18 protein-coding genes and 1 pseudogene are annotated in these 18,817 nt (G+C 66.5%); 3 read left to right on the top strand and 16 right to left on the bottom strand.

Annotated features, from left to right (window positions below):
- From N0B28_RS20305 to metG, 6 genes and pseudogenes are all read right to left on the bottom strand, one after another.
- Window positions 1-522, bottom strand: a complete 522-nt coding sequence (locus N0B28_RS20305; RefSeq protein ID WP_088515473.1) for an Rnf-Nqr domain containing protein — start codon at window positions 520-522, stop codon at window positions 1-3.
- Complete coding sequence (locus N0B28_RS20300; RefSeq protein ID WP_275728363.1) at window positions 515-1,129, bottom strand: RnfABCDGE type electron transport complex subunit G; 615 nt, start codon at window positions 1,127-1,129, stop codon at window positions 515-517. The genes N0B28_RS20305 and N0B28_RS20300 overlap by 8 nt, the downstream gene beginning before the upstream one ends.
- Entirely contained in the window at window positions 1,126-2,109 is a 984-nt protein-coding gene (locus N0B28_RS20295; RefSeq protein ID WP_054914748.1) for an RnfABCDGE type electron transport complex subunit D, read from the bottom strand. Before N0B28_RS20295 ends, N0B28_RS20300 begins: the two co-directional genes overlap by 4 nt.
- A 16-nt stretch (window positions 2,110-2,125) precedes the next feature.
- Window positions 2,126-2,941 (bottom strand): annotated as a pseudogene (locus N0B28_RS20290) (RnfABCDGE type electron transport complex subunit B); the annotation flags it as partial.
- Window positions 2,938-3,513 carry an Rnf-Nqr domain containing protein gene (locus tag N0B28_RS20285; protein WP_043861962.1) on the bottom strand — a complete coding sequence of 192 codons (576 nt, stop codon included), beginning with the start codon at window positions 3,511-3,513 and terminating at the stop codon, window positions 2,938-2,940. The pseudogene N0B28_RS20290 and the gene N0B28_RS20285, both read right to left, overlap by 4 nt.
- A 91-nt stretch (window positions 3,514-3,604) precedes the next feature.
- On the bottom strand, window positions 3,605-5,644 hold the full coding sequence (metG, locus tag N0B28_RS20280) for a methionine--tRNA ligase (RefSeq protein ID WP_078480568.1): 2,040 nt from the start codon (window positions 5,642-5,644) through the stop codon (window positions 3,605-3,607).
- 151 nt (window positions 5,645-5,795) lie between these two features.
- On the opposite strand from metG, the gene apbC reads away from it, so the two are divergent.
- Complete coding sequence (gene apbC / locus N0B28_RS20275) at window positions 5,796-6,890, top strand: iron-sulfur cluster carrier protein ApbC (protein ID WP_058540969.1); 1,095 nt, start codon at window positions 5,796-5,798, stop codon at window positions 6,888-6,890.
- A gap of 180 nt (window positions 6,891-7,070) precedes the next feature.
- Here the strand turns inward: apbC and N0B28_RS20270 are convergent, their stop codons facing one another.
- Window positions 7,071-7,280 (bottom strand): cold-shock protein, encoded by a 210-nt coding sequence (locus N0B28_RS20270; protein WP_008365925.1) that lies wholly within the window; start codon window positions 7,278-7,280, stop codon window positions 7,071-7,073.
- Window positions 7,281-7,630: 350 nt separating this feature from the next.
- Between N0B28_RS20270 and dcd the strand changes: the two genes are divergently transcribed.
- A complete protein-coding gene (gene dcd / locus N0B28_RS20265) occupies window positions 7,631-8,197 on the top strand; it encodes a dCTP deaminase (protein ID WP_028943496.1) in 567 nt (188 codons plus the stop codon).
- A gap of 100 nt (window positions 8,198-8,297) precedes the next feature.
- Window positions 8,298-8,525: a hypothetical protein gene (locus tag N0B28_RS20260; RefSeq protein WP_058540970.1), complete on the top strand. Its 228-nt coding sequence runs from the start codon at window positions 8,298-8,300 to the stop codon at window positions 8,523-8,525.
- Window positions 8,526-8,527: 2 nt separating this feature from the next.
- Here the strand turns inward: N0B28_RS20260 and pdeM are convergent, their stop codons facing one another.
- The 9 genes from pdeM to N0B28_RS20215 all read right to left on the bottom strand — a co-directional run bounded on the left by pdeM (window position 8,528) and on the right by N0B28_RS20215 (window position 18,713).
- Window positions 8,528-9,187: a ligase-associated DNA damage response endonuclease PdeM gene (gene pdeM, locus N0B28_RS20255; RefSeq protein WP_123752796.1), complete on the bottom strand. Its 660-nt coding sequence runs from the start codon at window positions 9,185-9,187 to the stop codon at window positions 8,528-8,530.
- Complete coding sequence (locus tag N0B28_RS20250; protein WP_054914744.1) at window positions 9,188-11,647, bottom strand: ligase-associated DNA damage response DEXH box helicase; 2,460 nt, start codon at window positions 11,645-11,647, stop codon at window positions 9,188-9,190.
- An 83-nt stretch (window positions 11,648-11,730) separates the two neighbouring features.
- Window positions 11,731-12,495 carry an ATP-binding cassette domain-containing protein gene (locus N0B28_RS20245; RefSeq protein WP_275728355.1) on the bottom strand — a complete coding sequence of 255 codons (765 nt, stop codon included), beginning with the start codon at window positions 12,493-12,495 and terminating at the stop codon, window positions 11,731-11,733.
- A 10-nt stretch (window positions 12,496-12,505) separates the two neighbouring features.
- Entirely contained in the window at window positions 12,506-13,621 is a 1,116-nt protein-coding gene (locus N0B28_RS20240; RefSeq protein WP_054914742.1) for a succinylglutamate desuccinylase/aspartoacylase family protein, read from the bottom strand.
- A gap of 8 nt (window positions 13,622-13,629) precedes the next feature.
- On the bottom strand, window positions 13,630-14,340 hold the full coding sequence (locus tag N0B28_RS20235) for an ABC transporter permease (RefSeq protein ID WP_043861955.1): 711 nt from the start codon (window positions 14,338-14,340) through the stop codon (window positions 13,630-13,632).
- Complete coding sequence (locus N0B28_RS20230) at window positions 14,337-15,065, bottom strand: ABC transporter permease (protein ID WP_043861954.1); 729 nt, start codon at window positions 15,063-15,065, stop codon at window positions 14,337-14,339. The genes N0B28_RS20235 and N0B28_RS20230 overlap by 4 nt, the downstream gene beginning before the upstream one ends.
- Window positions 15,066-15,168: 103 nt before the next feature.
- Window positions 15,169-15,951, bottom strand: coding sequence for a transporter substrate-binding domain-containing protein (locus N0B28_RS20225; protein WP_043861953.1), 783 nt, complete (start codon window positions 15,949-15,951; stop codon window positions 15,169-15,171).
- Window positions 15,952-16,062: 111 nt separating this feature from the next.
- Entirely contained in the window at window positions 16,063-17,700 is a 1,638-nt protein-coding gene (locus tag N0B28_RS20220; RefSeq protein WP_254996555.1) for an ATP-dependent DNA ligase, read from the bottom strand.
- Window positions 17,697-18,713 (bottom strand): ligase-associated DNA damage response exonuclease, encoded by a 1,017-nt coding sequence (locus tag N0B28_RS20215; RefSeq protein WP_275728345.1) that lies wholly within the window; start codon window positions 18,711-18,713, stop codon window positions 17,697-17,699. Before N0B28_RS20215 ends, N0B28_RS20220 begins: the two co-directional genes overlap by 4 nt.
- Between the last annotated feature and the right edge of the window lie 104 nt (window positions 18,714-18,817).

The following is an 18,817-nucleotide window of genomic DNA, read 5'->3' as shown; positions in this document are numbered from 1 at the left end:
TCAGAGGCTTCCTTGACGGCTAGAGGGGGCCGGCTTGCGCCGCACCCGGTTGAAAATGGCCAGTAGCAGGCCCAGCAGGATCAGTGCGCCCGGGGTCAGTTGGGCCAGGCGCAGCCCGGCAGAGCCCAGCAGTTCGCGGCACAGGCCCAGCAGCAGGTGCACTGTACACAAGCCGATGACCACCAGCAGGCCTTGCGCGACGCCGCGATGGCGCTCGAAGCACTGTTCCAGCAGCACGCATTGCAGTGCGATCAGCCCCGGGTAGATGCCCAGTTGCGCGTGAACCTCCAGGGCCCAGGCGCGCAGGCTCAGCTCCAGGCAGGTCACCAGCATCGCCGCCAGCAGCACGCTGACCAGCGTGGTCTGCAGCCCTTGCAGCAGCGGGCGCAAGGGCGTCATGCACAACCGGTGCAGGCACAGGCTCAACAGGCTGAACAACGCCAGCGCTGCGGCCTGGGCCAGGGTCTGGCTGGCGCCCAGCATCGGGGCCAGGCTGAGGATGAGCAGGCTGCGGCTATTCATGTTCACCGGTACCCAGCAGATAGTGGGAGTGTTCGTCGAAGTAGCGCAGGGCATCGTGCACCGCCTGGATCACTGCGCGGGAGGTCACGCTGGCGCCGGCCAGCTGGTCGAACTGGCCGGCATCGCGCTTGAGGGCCCAGGCCGGATCGGGGGTGTCCGCCAGCGTGCGGCCCTCGAACCCGAGTAGCCAGGTGTTGCCCGGTTCACTCAACTTGCCGCCAAGCCCTGGCGTTTCCTGGTGCTGCAGCACCCGGGTGGCCAGCAGGCGGCCGTGGCTGTCGATGGCGATCAGCAGGTCCAGTGGCCCCGCATAGCCCTGTACCCGGCTGTGCAGCACCACGGCGCTGGGCTGGCCGAGCAGGGTCGCGCGGTAGCCGGCCAGCAGGGTGCTATGGGCCAGGGTCGGTGCGGGCAGTGCGAGGGGGCGTTGCAGCGGCTGGTTGTCGTAGCGCTCTGCCGGCAGCACGCTCAGCAGGCTCCTGGCCTTGAGCTGCTGTTCAGCCTGGCTGATACGCGCGGCGTTCAACTGCGCCCAGCCAATGGCGCAGCCGATGGCCAGGCACGCCACGGCCGCCACCAGCAGCACTGCACGCGCCCGGGGGGTCATGCCGGCTGCCCTTGGCGCCGCGCGGCCCAGCGTTCGAGCGCCGGCACGCACAGGTTCATCAGCAGCACGGCGAACGCGCTGCCGTCGGGGTAGCTACCCCAGGTACGGATCAGATAGACCAGCACGCCCACCCCGGCGCCGAACAGCAGGCGTGCGCTGGCCGCCCTGGGGCCGCTGACCGGTTCGGTGACGATGAAGAACGCGACGAACAGGCTGGAGCCGGCCAGCAGGTGAAACAGCGGCGAGCCATTGGAGTCGGAGCCCGAGCCGTTCCAGCCCAGCAGGCTCATGATGAACAGGCTGCCCAGCATGGCCACCGGGGCATGCCAGCTGAACACCTTGCGCTGCAGCAACAACAGGCCACCGGCCAGGAAGGCCAGGGCGACCCACTCGCTGCCCGCGCCGGCGAACCGGCCGAAGGCCGGGTGCTGGCCGAACAGTTCTTCGATGGTCAGGCTCTGGTTGTGGCGCACCACATCCAGCACCGTCGCCTGGGCCCAGGCGTCGGGTCGGACGGCCAAGCCGAACACCGCTTCGAGGCTGGTGCCCAGGTCCAGCGGTTGCGGTCCGGGCCACTGGGTCATCTGGGCCGGAAAGCTGACCAGGGCCACGGCATAGCCGAGCATGGCCGGGTTGAACGGATTCTTGCCAAGCCCGCCGTACACATGCTTGCCCAGGGCCAGGGCGCTTGCGCTGGCAATCACCGGCACCCACCAGGCGAGGTAGGCGGGCAGGGCGATGGCCAGCAGCGTGGCGCTGACCAGGGCACTGCCGTCGCCCAGTGCAGCACGCACCGGGCGGCGCTGGGCGCGCAGCAACACCGCTTCGGTCGCCAGCGCCGCGGTGGTGGTCAGCAGCAGGTTGAGCAGGGTGCCCCAACCGTGCAGCCAGGTCAGTGCCAGCAAGCCGGGCAGGCACGCCAGCAGCACCAGGCGCAGGCTGGCGCGCAGGCGTTCGCCCGGATCAGGCGCGGGCAGCATCGCTTACCGCCAGCAGTGATTCCAGGTGAGCCTGGGCCTGTTGTTGCGCTTGCTGCAGGTCAGCCAGTTGCGCTTGCTGCGCCGGGCTTGGCGAGTCGCCAAAGGCTGTGCGCGCCTTGGTCAGCTGGGCGCGACTCATGGCCGCGGCAATCTTGGCCTTTTTCAGCGCCGCATCGGCGGCTGCAGCCTTTTGCGCCTGCACCCGCGCAATCGCGGCCTTGATCGGGTCGTCGGCCGGCACCGCAGCCGCCGCGTTCGGGGCGGGCCGCTGGCTGCGCGCGATGCGTTCGGCCTGCTTGCGCGCCTCTTCGCGTTGCAGGCGCTGGGCACGCTGCTCGAAGCGATGGCGTGCATGGCTGCGCCGGGCGGCGCGGGCGAGCTGCTGTGGCCGGGTGCGCGCCAGGCCGCCGACGATCGGCACGATGGGGCTGTCGGCAGGCAGTGGCAGCAGGTCGATGCAGTCGACCGGGCAAGGCGCCACGCACAGGTCGCAGCCGGTACATTCGGCGCTGATGACCGTGTGCATCAGCTTGGCGGCGCCGACGATGGCGTCCACCGGGCAGGCCTGGATGCATTTGGTGCAACCGATACATTCGGCCTCGCGAATGAAGGCGACCTGGGCGGGCGCACTGCCGCGGTCGGTATCCAGGGCAATCACCGGCACCTGCAGCAGTGCTGCCAGTGCGGCAATGGTCTCGCTGCCGCCGGGTGGGCACTTGTTGATCGCCTCGCCCGCTGCCAGCCCCTGGGCGTAAGGCTGGCAGCCGGCATGACCGCACTTGCCGCATTGGGTCTGGGGCAGCAGGGCGTCGATGCGTTGAATCAGGCTCATGAGGTGAACAGTCCGTTGAAACCGAGAAAGGCCAGGGCCATGATCCCTGCGCCGATCAGCTCGATGGGCAGGCCGCGCAAGGCCACGGGGGCCGCGTCGCTGCGTTGGCGCAGGTCGTCGAACAGGCACAGCGCCAGCCAGAAGCCCAGGCCGCCGCCCAGGCTCAGGGCCAGGGTGGCGAACGGGTCGAGCGTGGCATCGCTGGCTTGCAGGGCAAGGCCCAGGACGGCGGCATTGCCCAGCAGCAAGGGTTTGAGGCCGGTGAACGGCCAGTGTGGCAGTTGGCGTTGCAACCGGTTCAGCACCGGCGCTGCCAGCAGAACGCACAGCGGCAGGAACACGAACAGGCGCAGGTACTCCAGTTGCAGCGGGCGCAACCCGTAGCGGTAAAGCAACTGCCCCGGTACGACCGCCAGCACCATCAGCACCAGCGTCGCCAACCCCAGTGCGTGCACCCGGCGACGTGACGCCGGCTCGACGGGCTGCAGCAGCGGGTCGAGCGCGAGGGCCTGGTGCAACACGAGGTTGTTGACCAGCGCAGCGCTGATAAGGGTAAGGAGCAGTTCGGTCATGGGCGCGCCACAGGCAAGAGGCTGTGCGCCATTATCCGGCAATCACGGTGCAATGAGAACGCCCCGGCCGGTCAGGGTCGGGGCGTGGCACTTACTTGATGCGCTGACCCGGCTTGGCGCCGCTGTCAGGGCTGAGCAGGTAGATCTCCTCGCCGCCAGGGCCTGCGGCCATGACCATCCCCTCGCTCACGCCAAAGCGCATTTTGCGTGGCTTGAGGTTGGCGATCATCATGGTCAGACGACCTTCCAGCTTGCTCGGGTCCGGGTAGGCGGACTTGATGCCGGAGAACACGTTGCGCTGCTCGTCACCGATGTCCAGGGTCAGGCGCAGCAGCTTGTCGGCCCCTTCCACGGCTTCGGCCTTGAGAATCAGCGCTACCCGCAGGTCGACGGCGGCAAAGGTGTCGAAGTCGATCTCAGCCGCCAATGGGTCCTTGGTCAGTTCGCCGTTGCCGGTGACCACGCTGGTCTGGCTGGCGGCCAGGTCCTGCTTGGAAGCGTCGACCATGGCTTGCACCTTGACCGGGTCGATGCGGGTCATCAATGCCTTGAACGGGTTCAGCTGGTGGTTCTCGAGACGGCTCTGGTGGTCGTTCCAGGTCAGCGGCGCGACGTTCAGGAACGCCTCGGCATCGCTGGCCAGTTGCGGCAGCACCGGCTTGAGGAAGATCACCAGCTGGCGGAACAGGTTGATGCCCTGGGCGCACACGGCCTGCACTTCGTCCTGCTTGCCTTCCTGCTTGGCCAGCGACCACGGGGCCTTGTCGGCGATCCAGGCGTTGGCGCGGTCGGCCAGGCCCATGATTTCGCGCATCGCACGGGCGAAGTCGCGGCCTTCGTAGGCGTCGGCGATACCCGGTGCCGCAGCCAGGAAGGCCTCGGTCAGCTCCGGTGCGGCGTCGCCGGCCACCATCACGCCGCCGTTGCCCTTGTGGATGAACCCTGCGCAGCGGCTGGCGATGTTGACCACCTTGCCGATCAGGTCCGAGTTGACCTTCTGCACGAAGTCTTCCAGGTTCAGGTCCAGGTCATCCACGCCACGGCCCAGCTTGGCCGCGTAGTAGTAGCGCAGGTATTCCGGCGACAGGTGGTCGAGGTAGGTGCGCGCCTTGATGAAGGTGCCACGGGACTTGGACATCTTCTGGCCGTTGACCGTCAGGTAGCCGTGCACGTTGATTGCGGTCGGCTTGCGGTAGCCGGCGCCTTCGAGCATGGCAGGCCAGAACAGCGCGTGGAAGTTGACGATGTCCTTGCCGATGAAGTGGTACAGCTCGGCGCTGGAGTCTTTTTTCCAGTAGGCGTCGAAGTCCAGTTCCGGCGTGCGGTCGCACAGGTTCTTGAAGCTGGCCATGTAGCCGATCGGCGCGTCCAGCCACACATAGAAGTACTTGCCCGGCTCGCCCGGGATCTCGAAGCCGAAGTACGGCGCATCACGGGAGATGTCCCATTCCTGCAGGCCGGAATCCAGCCATTCGGCCAACTTGTTGGCCACGGCGTCCTGCAGTGTGCCGCTGCGGGTCCACTGCTGCAGCATGGCCTGGAAGTCGGGCAGCTTGAAGAAGAAGTGCTGGGAGTCCCTGAGCACCGGGGTGGCGCCGGAGATCGCCGACTTGGGGTTCTTCAGTTCGGTCGGTGCGTAGGTGGCGCCGCATTTTTCGCAGTTGTCGCCATACTGGTCGTCGGCCGCGCATTTGGGGCAGGTGCCCTTGATGAAGCGGTCGGCCAGGAACATCTGCTTGTCGGGGTCGAAATACTGGGTGACCGAGCGCGTGGCGATATGCCCGGCGTCACGCAGTTTCAGGTAGATCTGGCTCGACAGCTCGCGGTTTTCGTCGGCGTGGGTCGAATGGTAGTTGTCGAACTCCACCAGAAAGTCGGCAAAGTCGCCGCAGTGCTCGGCCTGCACGTTCGCGATCAGTTGCTCGGGGGTAATGCCTTCTTTCTCGGCGCGCAGCATGATCGCCGAACCGTGCGCGTCGTCGGCGCACACGTAGGTGCACTGGTTGCCGCGGTACTTCTGGAAGCGCACCCACATGTCTGTCTGAACGTACTCGAGCATGTGGCCAAGGTGGATCGACCCGTTGGCATAGGGCAGGGCGCTGGTGACGAGAATCTGGCGTGGCTCGGACATGGGGGCTCGGCTACTTTCGGCTACAGGGTATGAACGGTGATCGGCCACTATAAAACGATGGGAAATATATTTCACCCCATGGACGTATCTGCCGTTGTTTCACGGGTTAGCATAGCGACCTGTTTCATTCAGTCTTTTATCGGGAGTCTCCATGAGCGCCGTCACTCGCGCAGCGGTTGAAACCGTCCTTCGCCAATACACCGACCCTTACCTGAACCAGGACCCGGTCAGCGCCGGGTGTGTGCGCAGCATCGATATCCAGGGCGACCGGGTCAGCGTGGCCCTGGAGCTGGGCTATGCCGCCGGCCTGTTCAAGAACGGCTGGGCCCAGGTGCTGCAGACTGCCGTCGAGGGGATCGAGGGCGTGGCCTCGGCACAGGTCGAGATCACCTGTGTGATCGCCGCGCACAAGGCCCAGGCGCAGATTCCGGGCCTGGCCAACGTCAAGAACATCGTGGCCGTGGCCTCCGGCAAGGGCGGTGTGGGCAAGTCCACCACCGCCGCCAACCTGGCCCTGGCCCTGGCCCGTGAAGGGGCGCGGGTGGGTATCCTGGATGCCGACATCTATGGCCCCAGCCAGGGCGTGATGTTCGGTATCGCCGAAGGGACCCGGCCGCAGATCCGCGACCAGAAGTGGTTCGTGCCGTTGCGTGCGCATGGCGTGGAAGTCATGTCGATGGCGTTTCTTACCGACGACAACACGCCGATGGTATGGCGTGGCCCGATGGTCTCCGGTGCGTTGCTGCAACTGGTGACCCAGACCGCCTGGGACAACCTCGACTACTTGGTGATCGACATGCCGCCGGGCACCGGCGACATCCAGCTGACCCTGGCGCAGAAGGTGCCGGTGGCTGGTTCGGTGATCGTGACCACGCCGCAGGACCTTGCGCTGCTGGACGCGAAAAAGGGTGTGGAGATGTTCCGCAAGGTGAATATCCCGGTGCTGGGCGTGGTCGAGAACATGGCCGTGCATATCTGCTCGAACTGCGGGCATGCCGAGCACCTGTTCGGTGAAGGTGGTGGCGAGAAGCTGGCGGCGCAGTACGGTGTGGAGCTGCTGGCTTCGCTGCCCCTGTCGATGCTGATTCGCGAGCAGGCCGACAGCGGCAAGCCGACCGCGATTGCCGAGCCTGAAAGCCAGATTGCCATGGTGTACCAGGAACTGGCACGGCAGGTGGGGGCGCGCATCGTGCTGCAGGAAGCGGCGGCGCCGGCGATGCCCAATATCACCATCAGCGAAGACTGAGTCGATACCCTCGCCTGTGTAGGAGCCGGCGTTGTCGGCGAAGGGCCCACTGCATCACCAGGCAGGTACTGCGGTGTTGCCTTCGCCGGCAACGCCGGCTCCTACGGGCAGGCCCACCGGCAAGGCAAAAAAAAGCCCCGCCGGTGAGGGCAGGGCTTTTTTCAAGCAGTGAAGCGCAAGTTAGATAACTTGTACTTCTTCAGCTTGCATGCCTTTCTGACCGCGGGTAGCGACGAAAGAGACCTGCTGGCCTTCTTTCAGGCTTTTGAAGCCGTCAGCTTGAATGGCTTTGAAGTGTACGAACAGGTCGTCACCGGATTGTGGGGTGATGAAGCCGAAGCCTTTTTCATCGTTGAACCACTTAACGGTACCGGTTTGGCGATTGGACATGGTCTGTCTCCTTGGACAAAGTTAATTACGGCTCAGGAAACGCCCTGGCCGAGACTGAGTGCAAAGAGGCAGAAAATTCATGAAGATGGGTTGATCGAGATCTTGCATCAGGTAGAGATTCTCAGTGACACGTGCAGCACAGTGGCGTCACCATAACCCTTTTTCCAGAACGTGCCAATGGTCTTGTTCAGCTTTCGTGCAATTCAAGACTGGCGGCGCCGCGATACCCCGCGCAGGCCCCGTATGACGCGGATCTTGCCGCCAACACCGCACGGAACTTTGAACCCGGCGCCGGGCCCGGTAAGATGCCCCACAGAATTTCTTCACCACGCTATTTCAGGACACCCGCCATGAGCATCAAATCGGACAAGTGGATTCGCCGCATGGCGCAGGAACACGGCATGATCGAGCCCTTCGTCGAGCGTCAGGTACGCGGCGAAAGCGACAACCGGCTGATCTCCTTCGGCGTCTCCAGCTACGGCTACGACGTGCGCTGCGCCGACGAGTTCAAGGTGTTCACCAACATCAATTCGGCCACCGTCGATCCGAAAAACTTCGACGCCGGCAGCTTCGTCGACGTCAAGAGCGACGTGTGCATCATCCCGCCCAACTCCTTCGCCCTGGCGCGCACCGTCGAGTACTTCCGCATCCCGCGCAACGTGCTGACCATCTGCCTGGGCAAGAGCACCTATGCCCGTTGCGGCATCATCGTCAACGTCACCCCGCTCGAGCCGGAGTGGGAAGGCCACGTGACCCTGGAGTTCTCCAACACCACCACCCTGCCGGCCAAGATCTACGCCAACGAAGGCGTGGCGCAGATGCTGTTCCTGGAGTCCGACGAAGAGTGCGAAGTGTCCTATAAGGACCGCGGCGGCAAGTACCAGGGCCAGCGTGGTGTGACCCTGCCGCGCACCTGAGCCGACGAAGCGAGGGAATTACTCGCCGGCAAGGCACTCCAAGCAGATGAACCGTCCCGGCACGCCAGGAGGCGTGTCGGACTTCGCTCAGGAGCCGCCTATGAAACTCGACCCCTCAATCAGCGCCAAACTTGCCGTGCTGCAGCCCAATCAGATCGGGCTGGTGGCCTGGTCATTGCTCGCGCAGCCGCCACTGATGCAGGCCGGTGGCGTCCCCGGCCAGCCTGGCCCGGACACCCCGTCGCCGCCGCAGCCAGGCGATAACCCGCCGATGGAACCGGGTGAACCCACACTCCCTGATGAACCGCCACCGGCACCGGTTGCCTGAGCCTAGGGCTTGACCGGCCATACCTGCGCGTCTGCCGTCAGGTACACGCGCTCACCCGGCTGAGGCTGCACTGCCCAGCCGCCGGTGAAGTCCCCGAAGGCCGGCAGCAGGCCGAGCCGTTCGCCGATCACGAAGCAGGGCAGGCGCAGGCGTTGCCGCGCGCGCCCCCGCAGCACATACACCGGGTGTACGTGGCCGGCCAGCACCAGGTGCGTGGCATGGGGCTCGGGCTCGTGCTGCAAGGCGAACGGCCCCAGCAGCAGCGGGCCGTCCAGCACGTCGATGCGCAGCCCCTCGGGCGGGTCGCCGGCATGCAGGTCGTGGTTGCCGCGTATCAGCGTGATCTTCAGCCGGGCGTGCCGTTCCCGCCATTGCCGCACGCGTTCCAGCGTGGCCGCGGCGCGGCCGGTGCGTGCGTGCAGAAAGTCGCCCAGCACGATCAGCTCTTCGCACGGGTAGCTGGTCAGCAGCCGGTCCAGGCGTTGCAGGGTCGATTGCGTGGTGCCGCGGGGCACGGGCAGGTGCTGGGCGCGAAATGCCGCCGCCTTGCCGATATGCACATCGGCCACCAGCATCACCCTGCGCGCCGGCCAGTACAGCGCCTTGTCCCCCAGCAGCCAGAGCTGCTCGCCGTGTACGTCGATGTTCAGGCAGTGACTCATTCAGCGCTCCCGGCTCGCGGCCTTTTCCAGGTCGGCGACCATGCGGGCGATGCGGTCGGCGAGCTTTTCCGTGCTCAGGGTTTCGCGCATGCCTTCCACCAGCAGCGGAAAGGCCAGCGGGCCCGGGCGCGCAAGCGGCTGCAGATGCAGGCGCAAACCGCCCAGCCGGCTCAGTACCTGCGCCAGCCGGTCGATCTCAAGCTCTGCGTTCAGTACCTCGTCACGGGCCTGGCCCAGCAGCAGGTTGCCCGCGTCGTGCTGGCGGAACACCTCGAAGAACAGGCCGCTGGACGCCTGGATCTGCCGGGTGCTCTTGTGCGAGCCGGGATAGCCGCCGAACACCAGCCCGGAGATCTGCGCAATTTCGCGAAAACGTCGCATGGCCATTTCGCCGGCATTCAGGCTGGCCAGCACGTCCTCGAGCAGTTCATCGGGGCTCAGCAGGTCCGGCAGCATGGCCGCCCACGGCACTTCGCCAGGGCACAGCAGTTCCAGGCCATAGTCGTTCACCGCAATCGAGAAACTCGCCGGCTGGCTGCGGCTGTAGCGCCACGCCAGCAGGCTGGCCAGCCCAAGGTGGGTGGTGCGCCCGGCAAATGGATAGAGAAACAGATGGCAGCCCTGACGCGAGGTCCAGGTCTCGGCCAGCAGCATGTCGTGGGTGGGGATCACCGACCAGCGCCGCTGCAGCTCCAGCAATGGCTTGACCGCCTGCATGGCCGGCCCGTGGTAGCGACCGTGCGCGGCGCTGTCGAGCTGCTCGACCACGGCCCTGGCCAGCTCGCTGGAAAGCGGCATGCGCCCGCCGTTCCAGCGTGGTACGGCAGGTTTGCGTGCGGTGCTGCGACGCACATAGGCGGTCATGTTGTCGATGCGCACCAGCTCCAGCGTGCGCCCGGCGAACAGGAAGGCATCGCCCGGGCGCAGGCGGGCAACGAAGGCTTCCTCGACACTGCCCAGGTTGCGCCCGCCGCCTCCCTTGCTCCAGAACTTCAGCTGGATGCTCGCATCGCTGACGATGGTGCCGATGCCCATGCGGTGGCGGCGCGCCAGGCGCGCGTTGGCCACCCGCCATACCCCGTCCGGCGCTTCGATGACCCGGTGATAGTCAGGGTAGGCGCCCAGCGAGGCACCGCCGTTGCGCACGAATTCCAGCGCCCATTGCCACTGTTCGTCGCGCAGGTGCCGATAGGCCCAGGTGCTGCGCACTTCCTCGAGCAGTTGCGCGGGGCGAAACCCGGCCCCCAGGGCCATGCTCACCAGGTGCTGCACCAGTACATCCATGCACAGCGCCGGAGAGCGCCTTGCCTCTATCTGGCGTGCTGCCACGGCCTCGCGGGCGGCGGCGGCCTCCACCAGCTCCAGGCTGTGGGTCGGTACCAGGGTCACCCGCGAAGGGCGGCCCGGCGCGTGCCCCGAGCGTCCGGCGCGCTGCATCAGACGCGCCACGCCCTTGGCCGAGCCGATCTGCAACACCCGTTCGACGGGCAGAAAATCCACCCCCAGGTCGAGGCTTGAGGTACATACCACTGCCTTGAGCTGGCCCTGTTTCAGGCTCTGCTCGACCCAGTTGCGGGTTTCGCGGGCCAGCGAGGCGTGATGCAGGGCAATGATGCCGGCCCAGTCGGGGCGCGCCTCCAGCAGCGCCTGATACCACAGCTCGGCCTGGGCGCGGGTGTTGGTGAACACCAGGCAACTGCTGCTGCGCGCCACCTCATCGCGCACCTGCGCGAGCATCTTGAGCCCCATGTGCCCGGCCCAGGGGAAGCGCTCGATGGCTTCTGGCAGCAGGGTATCGACCTCGATGCGCTTGTCCTGGCGGCCTTGCACCAGGCAACCGCCCTCGGGCAGCAGCACGTCGCGGGCATGCTCCAGGTTGCCCAGGGTGGCCGAGATGCCCCATACGATCAGGCCCGGGTGCCAGCGGCGCAGGCGCGCCAGGGCCAACTGCAGCTGTACACCGCGCTTGTTGCCGAGCAGTTCGTGCCATTCGTCCACCACCACCAGGCGCAGGCTGGCGAACTCGCTCTGCGCCGCATCGCGGGTCAGCAGCAGGGTCAGGCTTTCGGGGGTGGTGATCAGGGCACTGGGCAGGCGCCGGCTCTGGCGGGCACGCTCGGCGCTGGAGGTGTCGCCGCTGCGCACGCCCAGGCTCCAGTGAATCTGCAACGCGTCCAGTGGCGCCTGCAAGGCCCGCGCGGTATCGGCGGCCAGGGCGCGCATGGGGGTGATCCACAGCACTTGCAGCGGTGCCGGGTGCTTGGCGCGTGGCGTGTCCTGGGCATGGAGGTGTTGCAGCGCGGCCAGCCACAGGGCGTAGGTTTTGCCGGCGCCGGTGCTGGCATGCAGCAACCCGGATTCGCCGCGGGCGACGGCGGCCCACACGCGCTTCTGAAAGGCGAAGGGCTTCCAGCCACGGGTGGCAAACCAGGGGCCAGCAAGGTCGGACGGTTTACGCATGCCGGGGCCGCTTGTGGGCAGTGGGTGTGTCTTCACAGACCATCAATGCCCGGCATTAGTTTTAGCGGGTGACAATCGTCGCGTTATTTGAGGTTGCCACTCAGGAACTGGCGCAGCCGCTCGCTCCTGGGGTTGCCCAGCACATCGGCCGGTGCGCCCTGTTCCTCCACCAGCCCCTGATGCAGGAACAGCACCTGGCTCGATACCTGCCGTGCAAAGCTCATTTCGTGGGTCACCATGATCATGGTGCGGCCTTCCTCGGCCAGCCCCTGGATCACCCGCAGCACTTCCCCCGCCAGCTCCGGGTCCAGCGCCGAAGTCGGCTCGTCGAACAGCATCACCTCCGGCTCCATTGCCAGCGCCCGCGCGATCGCCACCCGCTGCTGCTGGCCACCGGACAGGAACGCCGGGTACTGGTCTGCCACCCGGGGCGCCAGGCCTACCTTGTCCAGGTAGGCACGTGCCCGTTCCTCGGCCTCGTGCCGGCTTACCCCCAGCACCCGGCGCGGCGCCATGCTGATGTTCTCCAGCACGCTCAGGTGGCTCCACAGGTTGAAATGCTGGAACACCATGGCCAGGCGCGTGCGGATACGCTGCAGCTCGTCGGCATCGGCCACGCGCAGGCCGTGGCGGTCGTGCACCATGCGCACCGGCTGGCCGTCCAGGGTCATGCTGCCCTCGTCGGGCTGTTCGAGAAAATTGATGCAGCGCAGAAAGGTGCTCTTGCCCGAGCCACTGGCGCCGATCAGGCTGATCACGTCGCCGGTGCTGGCCTGCAGTGAAACGCCCTTGAGCACATGGTGCTCGCCGTAGCGCTTGTGCAGGCCTTCGATGGTCAGTTTGTACATGCACGGCCCCTCATGGCGATAACAGGTAGCCGCTGCGGTACGGCTGGTTGCCCGCCACATGCGCAATCACCATGCCAGCGGTGGCCATGCGTCGCAGCGAGCGGGCATACAGCAGCCCGGCCTGCTGGTTGTATACCGGGGTCACGCGGTCGCTGAGCGGGTCGATTACCTCGGCGATCAGTTGCCCGGCCTGCACCGGCTGGCCCGGGGTGACATGAAACACCAGCAGGCCGCCCAGCGGCGTGGCCACCGGTTCGACCGCCGCCAGCGGTGTGGCCGGGTAGGGCAGGGGCGGCAAGGGGGCGGCCTCGCCTTCGATGGCACCGAAACGGGTCAGGTAGTTCAGGATCGCCTCGCAGTCGGTGCTGGCCAGCGGGTGGCTCACATCGCCCTGACCGCGCAGCTCCACCGTCACCGAAAAGCTGCCCTGGGGGATGGGGAACTGCTTGGCAAAGCGTTGCTGCAGCTGCCACCACACCAGGGTGAAACACTCATCGAACGACTGCCCGCCCGAATCGGTGGCCAGCAGGCTGGCCTGGGCCCCGAGGTAGCGCGACAGCGCCTCGACCCGGGGCCAGGCTTCCGGGGTGGTGTACAGGTGTGCGACGGCCTCGAAGTCGCAGTGCAGGTCCAGCACCATGTCGGCATCGCAGGCCAGGCGTTGCAGTACCAGGCGCTGGGATTGCAGCGGGGTGGCGGCGGGCTGCGCGTCCAGCGCCCGGCGCATGCACTCGCGAATCAGCTCGACGTTGTGCCGCGGGTCCTGGGTCAGGTGCGCCTCGATCTGGTCACCGATGGTGTCGCTCAGGTCGACGAAGTGGCGGTTGAAGTTCTCGCCGCTCTGCAGCTCGAAACGCCCCAGGGGCACGTCCATCAGCACCTGCTCCAGACCCACCGGGTTGGCGATGGGCACCAGCACGATCTCGTGGCGCAGGCGGCCCTGGCTCTGCAATTCGCCCAGGCGTTGCTTGAGGTGCCAGGCCACCAGCATGCCGGGCAGCTCGTCGGCATGCAGCGAAGCCTGGATATAGACCTTGCCGGCACCGCGCGGGCCGAAGTGGAAGCTGTGGATCTGGCGGCAAATCCCCGGCACCGGGGCCAGGATGTCGTGGGTCTTGTGGTGCATGAACGGTCCTAGTGTGCGGGGCCGAGGAAGGCCAGCCAGCGTCGTTCGGCCAGGCGGAACAGGCCCACCAGTGCGAAGGTCACGCACAGGTAGATGATGGCGGCCGTACCGAACGACTGAAAGGTCAGAAAGGTGGCCGAGTTGGCGTCGCGGGCGACCTTGAGGATGTCCGGCACGGTGGCGGTGAAGGCCACGGTGGTCGAGTGCAGCATCAGGATCACCTCATTGCTGTAGTACGGCAGCGAGCGGCGCAACGCGGACGGCATGATGATATAAGCATAAAGTTTCCAGCCGCGCAGGCCGTAGGCCCTGGCTGCCTCGACTTCACCGTGGTGCATGCTGCGGATGGCGCCGGCGAAGATCTCGGTGGTGTAGGCGCAGGTGTTCAGGGCAAAGGCCAGGATGGTGCAGTTCATGGCGTCGCGAAAGAAGCTGTCGAGCAGCGGTTGCCCGCGCACCACCTCCAGGCTGTAGATGCCGGTGTAGCAGATCAGCAACTGGATATACAGCGGCGTGCCGCGAAACAGGTAGGTGTAGAACTGCACTGGCCAGCGCACCCACAGGCGCCGTGACACCCGTGCGATCGACAGCGGGATCGATACCACGAAGCCGATCAGCAGCGAGGCGCTGAGCAGCCACATCGTCATCGCCAGCCCGGTGATGTGGGTGCCGTCGGTATAGAGGAACGCGCGCCAGTATTCCTGCAGCAGCTCGATCATCTCAGTGCCTCCCGGGTGCCGACGTTGTAGCGCCGTTCGAGCCAGCGCAGGGCCACGTTCGAGGCGCTGGTGATCAGCAGGTAGATGAAGGCCGCCACCACCAGAAAGTAGAACAGCTGGTAGCTGCTCTTGCCGGCATCCTGGGCGGCCTTGACCAGGTCGGCCAGGCCGATGATCGACACCAGCGCGGTGGCCTTGAGCATCACCATCCAGTTGTTGCCGATGCCCGGCAGGGCGAAGCGCATCATCTGCGGGAACACCACGAAGCGAAACCGCTGAAAGCGCTTGAGGCCATAGGCGGTGGCCGCTTCGACCTGGCCGCGCGGCACCGCGAGGATCGCGCCGCGAAAGGTCTCGGTGAAATAGGCACCGTAGATGAAGCCCAGGGTGATGACCCCGGCAGCGAAGGGGTTGATCTCGATGTAGTCCCACTCCATGGCGTCGGTCAGGCTGGTGAGCCCGGTCTGCAGGCTGTAGAAGATCAACAGCATCAGCACCAGGTCGGGCACCCCGCGGATCAGCGTGGTGTAGAGCTGCGCGGGGATGCGTAGCAGCGGCAGCGCGGAGAGCTTGGCGCTGGCGCCGAGCAGGCCCAGGCCGACGCTGACCAGCAGCGACATGAAGGACAGTTGCAGGGTCATCCAGGTGCCTTGCAGCAGCAGCGGGCCGAAGCCCCTGAGGCTGAAGGCGCCAAGGCCCAGGTGTTGCAGGAGGTCGTCAAGCATGGGGCGAGCCTGTGCGGGTGGGACCTTGGGTACGCGGTGCGTCAGCTCTTGCACGCACCGCGAACCCGTGTAGGAGCCGGCCTTGCCGGCGAAGAGGCCGGCCCTACTTGCCGCTGTACAGGTTCAGATCACCAAAGTGCTTCTTCTGGATGTCGGCATAGGTGCCATCATCGTGTAACGCTTTGATACCTTTGTTCAGCAGGGCCTTCAGCTCGCTGTTACCTTTCTTAATGCCCACCGCCGTCTTCGACGGCAGCAATTCGCTGTCCACCGGTTGGCTCACTTCGTAGCCCGCGCCCTGTGGCGATTTCAGAAAGCCCAGTTCGGCCTGCAGCATGTCCTGGATCGAGGCGTCCAGGCGTCCCGAAATCAGGTCGGCATACACCTGGTCCTGGTTCTGGTAGGCCTGGGTCTTGACCCCGGCCTTGTCCAGCACGGCCTTGGCATAGGCTTCCTGGATGGTGCCCTGCTCGTAGCCGACGGTCTTGCCCTTGAGCGAGGCCGGGTCGGCGCTCATGCCTGCACCTTTTTTGAACACCAGTGCGGTAGGCCCGGAGAACAGCTCGTCAGAGAAGTCGATGACCTTCTCCCGCGCCGGGGTCACCGTCATGGACGAGATCACGCCGTCGAACTTGTTGGCCTTGAGGCCCGGAACCATGCCGTCGAAGTCGCTCTCGACCCACCTGCACTTGACCTTGAGCTCGGCGCAGATCGCGTTGCCCAGGTCGATATCGAAGCCCACCAGGCTGCCGTCGGCGGCCTTGGACTCGAAAGGGGCGTAGGAGGGATCGACGCCGAAGCGCAGTTCCTTGTAGTCCTTGGCCAGGGTGTTGCCCGCAGCCAGGCACAGCGCCAGAGCAGACAGCGTCAGCAGAGCTTTTTTCATGGTGTGGTCCTTCAAGCGCAAATGATGGGTGGCTGCGCAGCGTTACCGCTGGCCGCTCGACATCAAGCTCACAGCAATTTCCGCACCATAGTCCCAATTGCTGCGTTTCGCTTACCCCAGCAGCGACTGCAACGTGGCCAGGTCGTCCGCTTCGTCCACCGGTTTGTCCAGGCGCCAGCGCAGCATCCGCGGGAAGCGCACCGCAATCCCGCTCTTGTGGCGCTTGGACAGTGCGATGCCCTCGAAGCCGAGTTCGAACACCAGCGTCGGGGTCACGCTGCGTACCGGCCCGAAGGTTTCCACGGTGGTCTTGCGGATGATTGCATCAACCTTGCGCATCTCTTCGTCGCTGAGCCCCGAATACGCCTTGGCAAAGGGCACAAGGCTGCGCTGCGGGCTGCCGGCGGGGGCGTCCCACACCGCAAAGGTGTAGTCGCTGTACAGGCTGGCGCGCCGGCCATGTCCGCGCTGGGCATAGATCAGCACCGCGTCCACGCTGAACGGGTCGATTTTCCACTTCCACCACACCCCCATGTCCTTGGTGCGGCCCACCCCGTACAGGGCGTCGCGGGCCTTGAGCATCAGGCCCTCGACCCCCAGGCTGCGCGATGCCTCGCGCTGGGCGGCAAGCTCGGCCCAGGTGTCGCCCTGCAGCACCGGCGACAGGCGCAGCGCCGGGTGCGCAGTGGTCTGAACCAGCGCCTCCAGCTGCGCCCGGCGCTCGGCCTGCGGGCGGCTGCGCCAGTCGGCGCCCTGCCATTCGAGCAGGTCGTAGCCCAACAGCACCACTGGCGCATCGGCCAGTATCTTCTTGCCCAGGGTCTTGCGCCCGATGCGCTGCTGCAGCAGGGCGAAGGGTTGCACGCCGTCGCGCCACACCACGATCTCGCCGTCCACCACGCAGCCATCGGGCAGCACGGCGGCCAGCGCCTGCAGTTCGGGGAAGCGCTCGGTCAGCAGCTCCTCGCCGCGTGACCACACCCACAACTGGCCCTCGCGTTTGACCACCTGCGCACGGATGCCGTCCCACTTCCATTCCGCCTGCCAGGCCTGGGGCGGGCCGAGCAGGGCGTCGAACTGGTCCACCGGCTGTTGCAGCGCATGGGCCAGAAAGAACGGGTACGGCTGGCCGCCGCGCTGGGCATGTTCGTCTTCGGACTCGGCCGCGATCAGCTTGAGGTAGCCCTGGGCCGTGGGGCGGTGCGACAGGTCGGTGTAGCCCACCAGGCGCTGAGCCACGCGCTTGCTGTCGATGTCGGCCAGTTGCGCCAGCGCGCGGGTGACCAGCAGCTTCGACACGCCGACGCGAAAGCTGCCGGTGACCAGCTTCAGGCACACCAGCAGGCTCTGCCGGTCGAGCTGTGCCCACAGGGGCGGCAGGCGCTGCGCCAGGGTTTCGGGCGGCAGTCCGCGCAGCGGCAGCAGGCAATCCTCGACCCAGTAGGCCAGGCCCGCGTCGCTGCTGTGGGCGGCTTCGGGCAGCAGCAGCGAAAAGGTCTCGGCCAGGTCGCCCACGGCCTGGTAGCTCTCCTCGAACAACCAGTCGGGCAAACCCGACAGGCTGATTGCCAGCTCGCGCAGCAGCCGTGTGGGTACCAGCTGGCGCGGCCGCCCGCCGGCCAGGAAGTACACCGCCCAGGCGGCGTCCTCGGGGCTGGCGCTGGCGAAGTAGCGCACCAGTGCATCGCGCTTGGCGTTGCTCGAGGTGGTGGCGTCGAGCTGGCCGTAGAGTTCGGCGAAGGCCTTCATGCGCTGGCCTCGGTCGGGGCGCCTTCATCCTCGTCACCGTATTCGGTGACGAACGCCTGGGCATCCAGCCCGCGCTCGCACAGGTAGCGCACCAGCACGGCCACCGAGCCGTGGGTCACCATCACCCGCTGCGCCCCGGTCTGTTCGATGGCCCATAGCAGGCCGGGCCAGTCGGCGTGGTCGGAGAGCACGAAGCCGCGGTCCACCCCGCGCCGGCGCCGGGTGCCGCGCAGGCGCATCCAGCCGCTGGCGAAGGCGTCGCTGTAGTCGCCGAAGCGGCGCATCCAGCTGCTGCCGGCCGCCGAGGGCGGGGCCAGGATCAGCGCCTGGCGCATGCGTGGGTCGTACTTGTCCATCTCGCTGGCATGCAGCGTGGCGGGCAGGGCGACACCCGCTTCGCGGTATACCCGGTTCAGCGGCTCGACCGCGCCATGCACCAGGATCGGCCCCAGGTTCGGGTCCAGGCCATGCAGGATGCGCTGCGCCTTGCCGAACGAATAGCAGAACAGCACGCTGGCCTTGCCCAGTGCGATGTTCTCGCGCCACCACGCATTGATCTGGTCGAAGATCTGCTGCTGGGGCTCCCAGCGGTAGATCGGCAGGCCGAAGGTCGACTCGGTGATGAAGGTGTGGCAGCGCACCGGTTCGAACGGTGCGCAGGTGCCATCGGGTTCGACCTTGTAGTCGCCGGACGCCACCCACACCTCGCCGCGATACTCCAGGCGCACCTGGGCCGAGCCCAGCACATGGCCGGCCGGGTGCAAGCTCAGGGTCACCCCGCCGTGGTCCAGGCGCTGGCCGTAGTCGAGGGTCTGCAGGTTGATGTCGGCGCCCAGGCGGCTGCGCAGGATGCCCGCGCCGGGGCTGGCGGTGAGGTAGTGGCGGTTGCCGTTGCGGGCGTGGTCGCCATGGCCGTGGGTGATCACCGCACGTTCAACGGGGCGCCACGGGTCGATGTAGAAATCCCCGGGTGGGCAATACAATCCTTCGGGTCGTGCAATCACCAGGTCCATGCCAAGGCCGCTGCGCTGGGGGTTTAACCTAGGAGCGCGGCCGGGCCGGTGAAGTTCGATCCGAAAGCGTCGCCGGCGTACTGCCGGCGACGCTGCAGGGGGGC

This window comes from Pseudomonas sp. SD17-1, assembly GCF_029201585.1.
GTDB classification, from domain to species: Bacteria; Pseudomonadota; Gammaproteobacteria; order Pseudomonadales; family Pseudomonadaceae; genus Aquipseudomonas; species Aquipseudomonas palmensis.
Note: the sequence above shows the minus strand (reverse complement) of the source record. Positions and strands in the feature narration are given on the sequence as shown.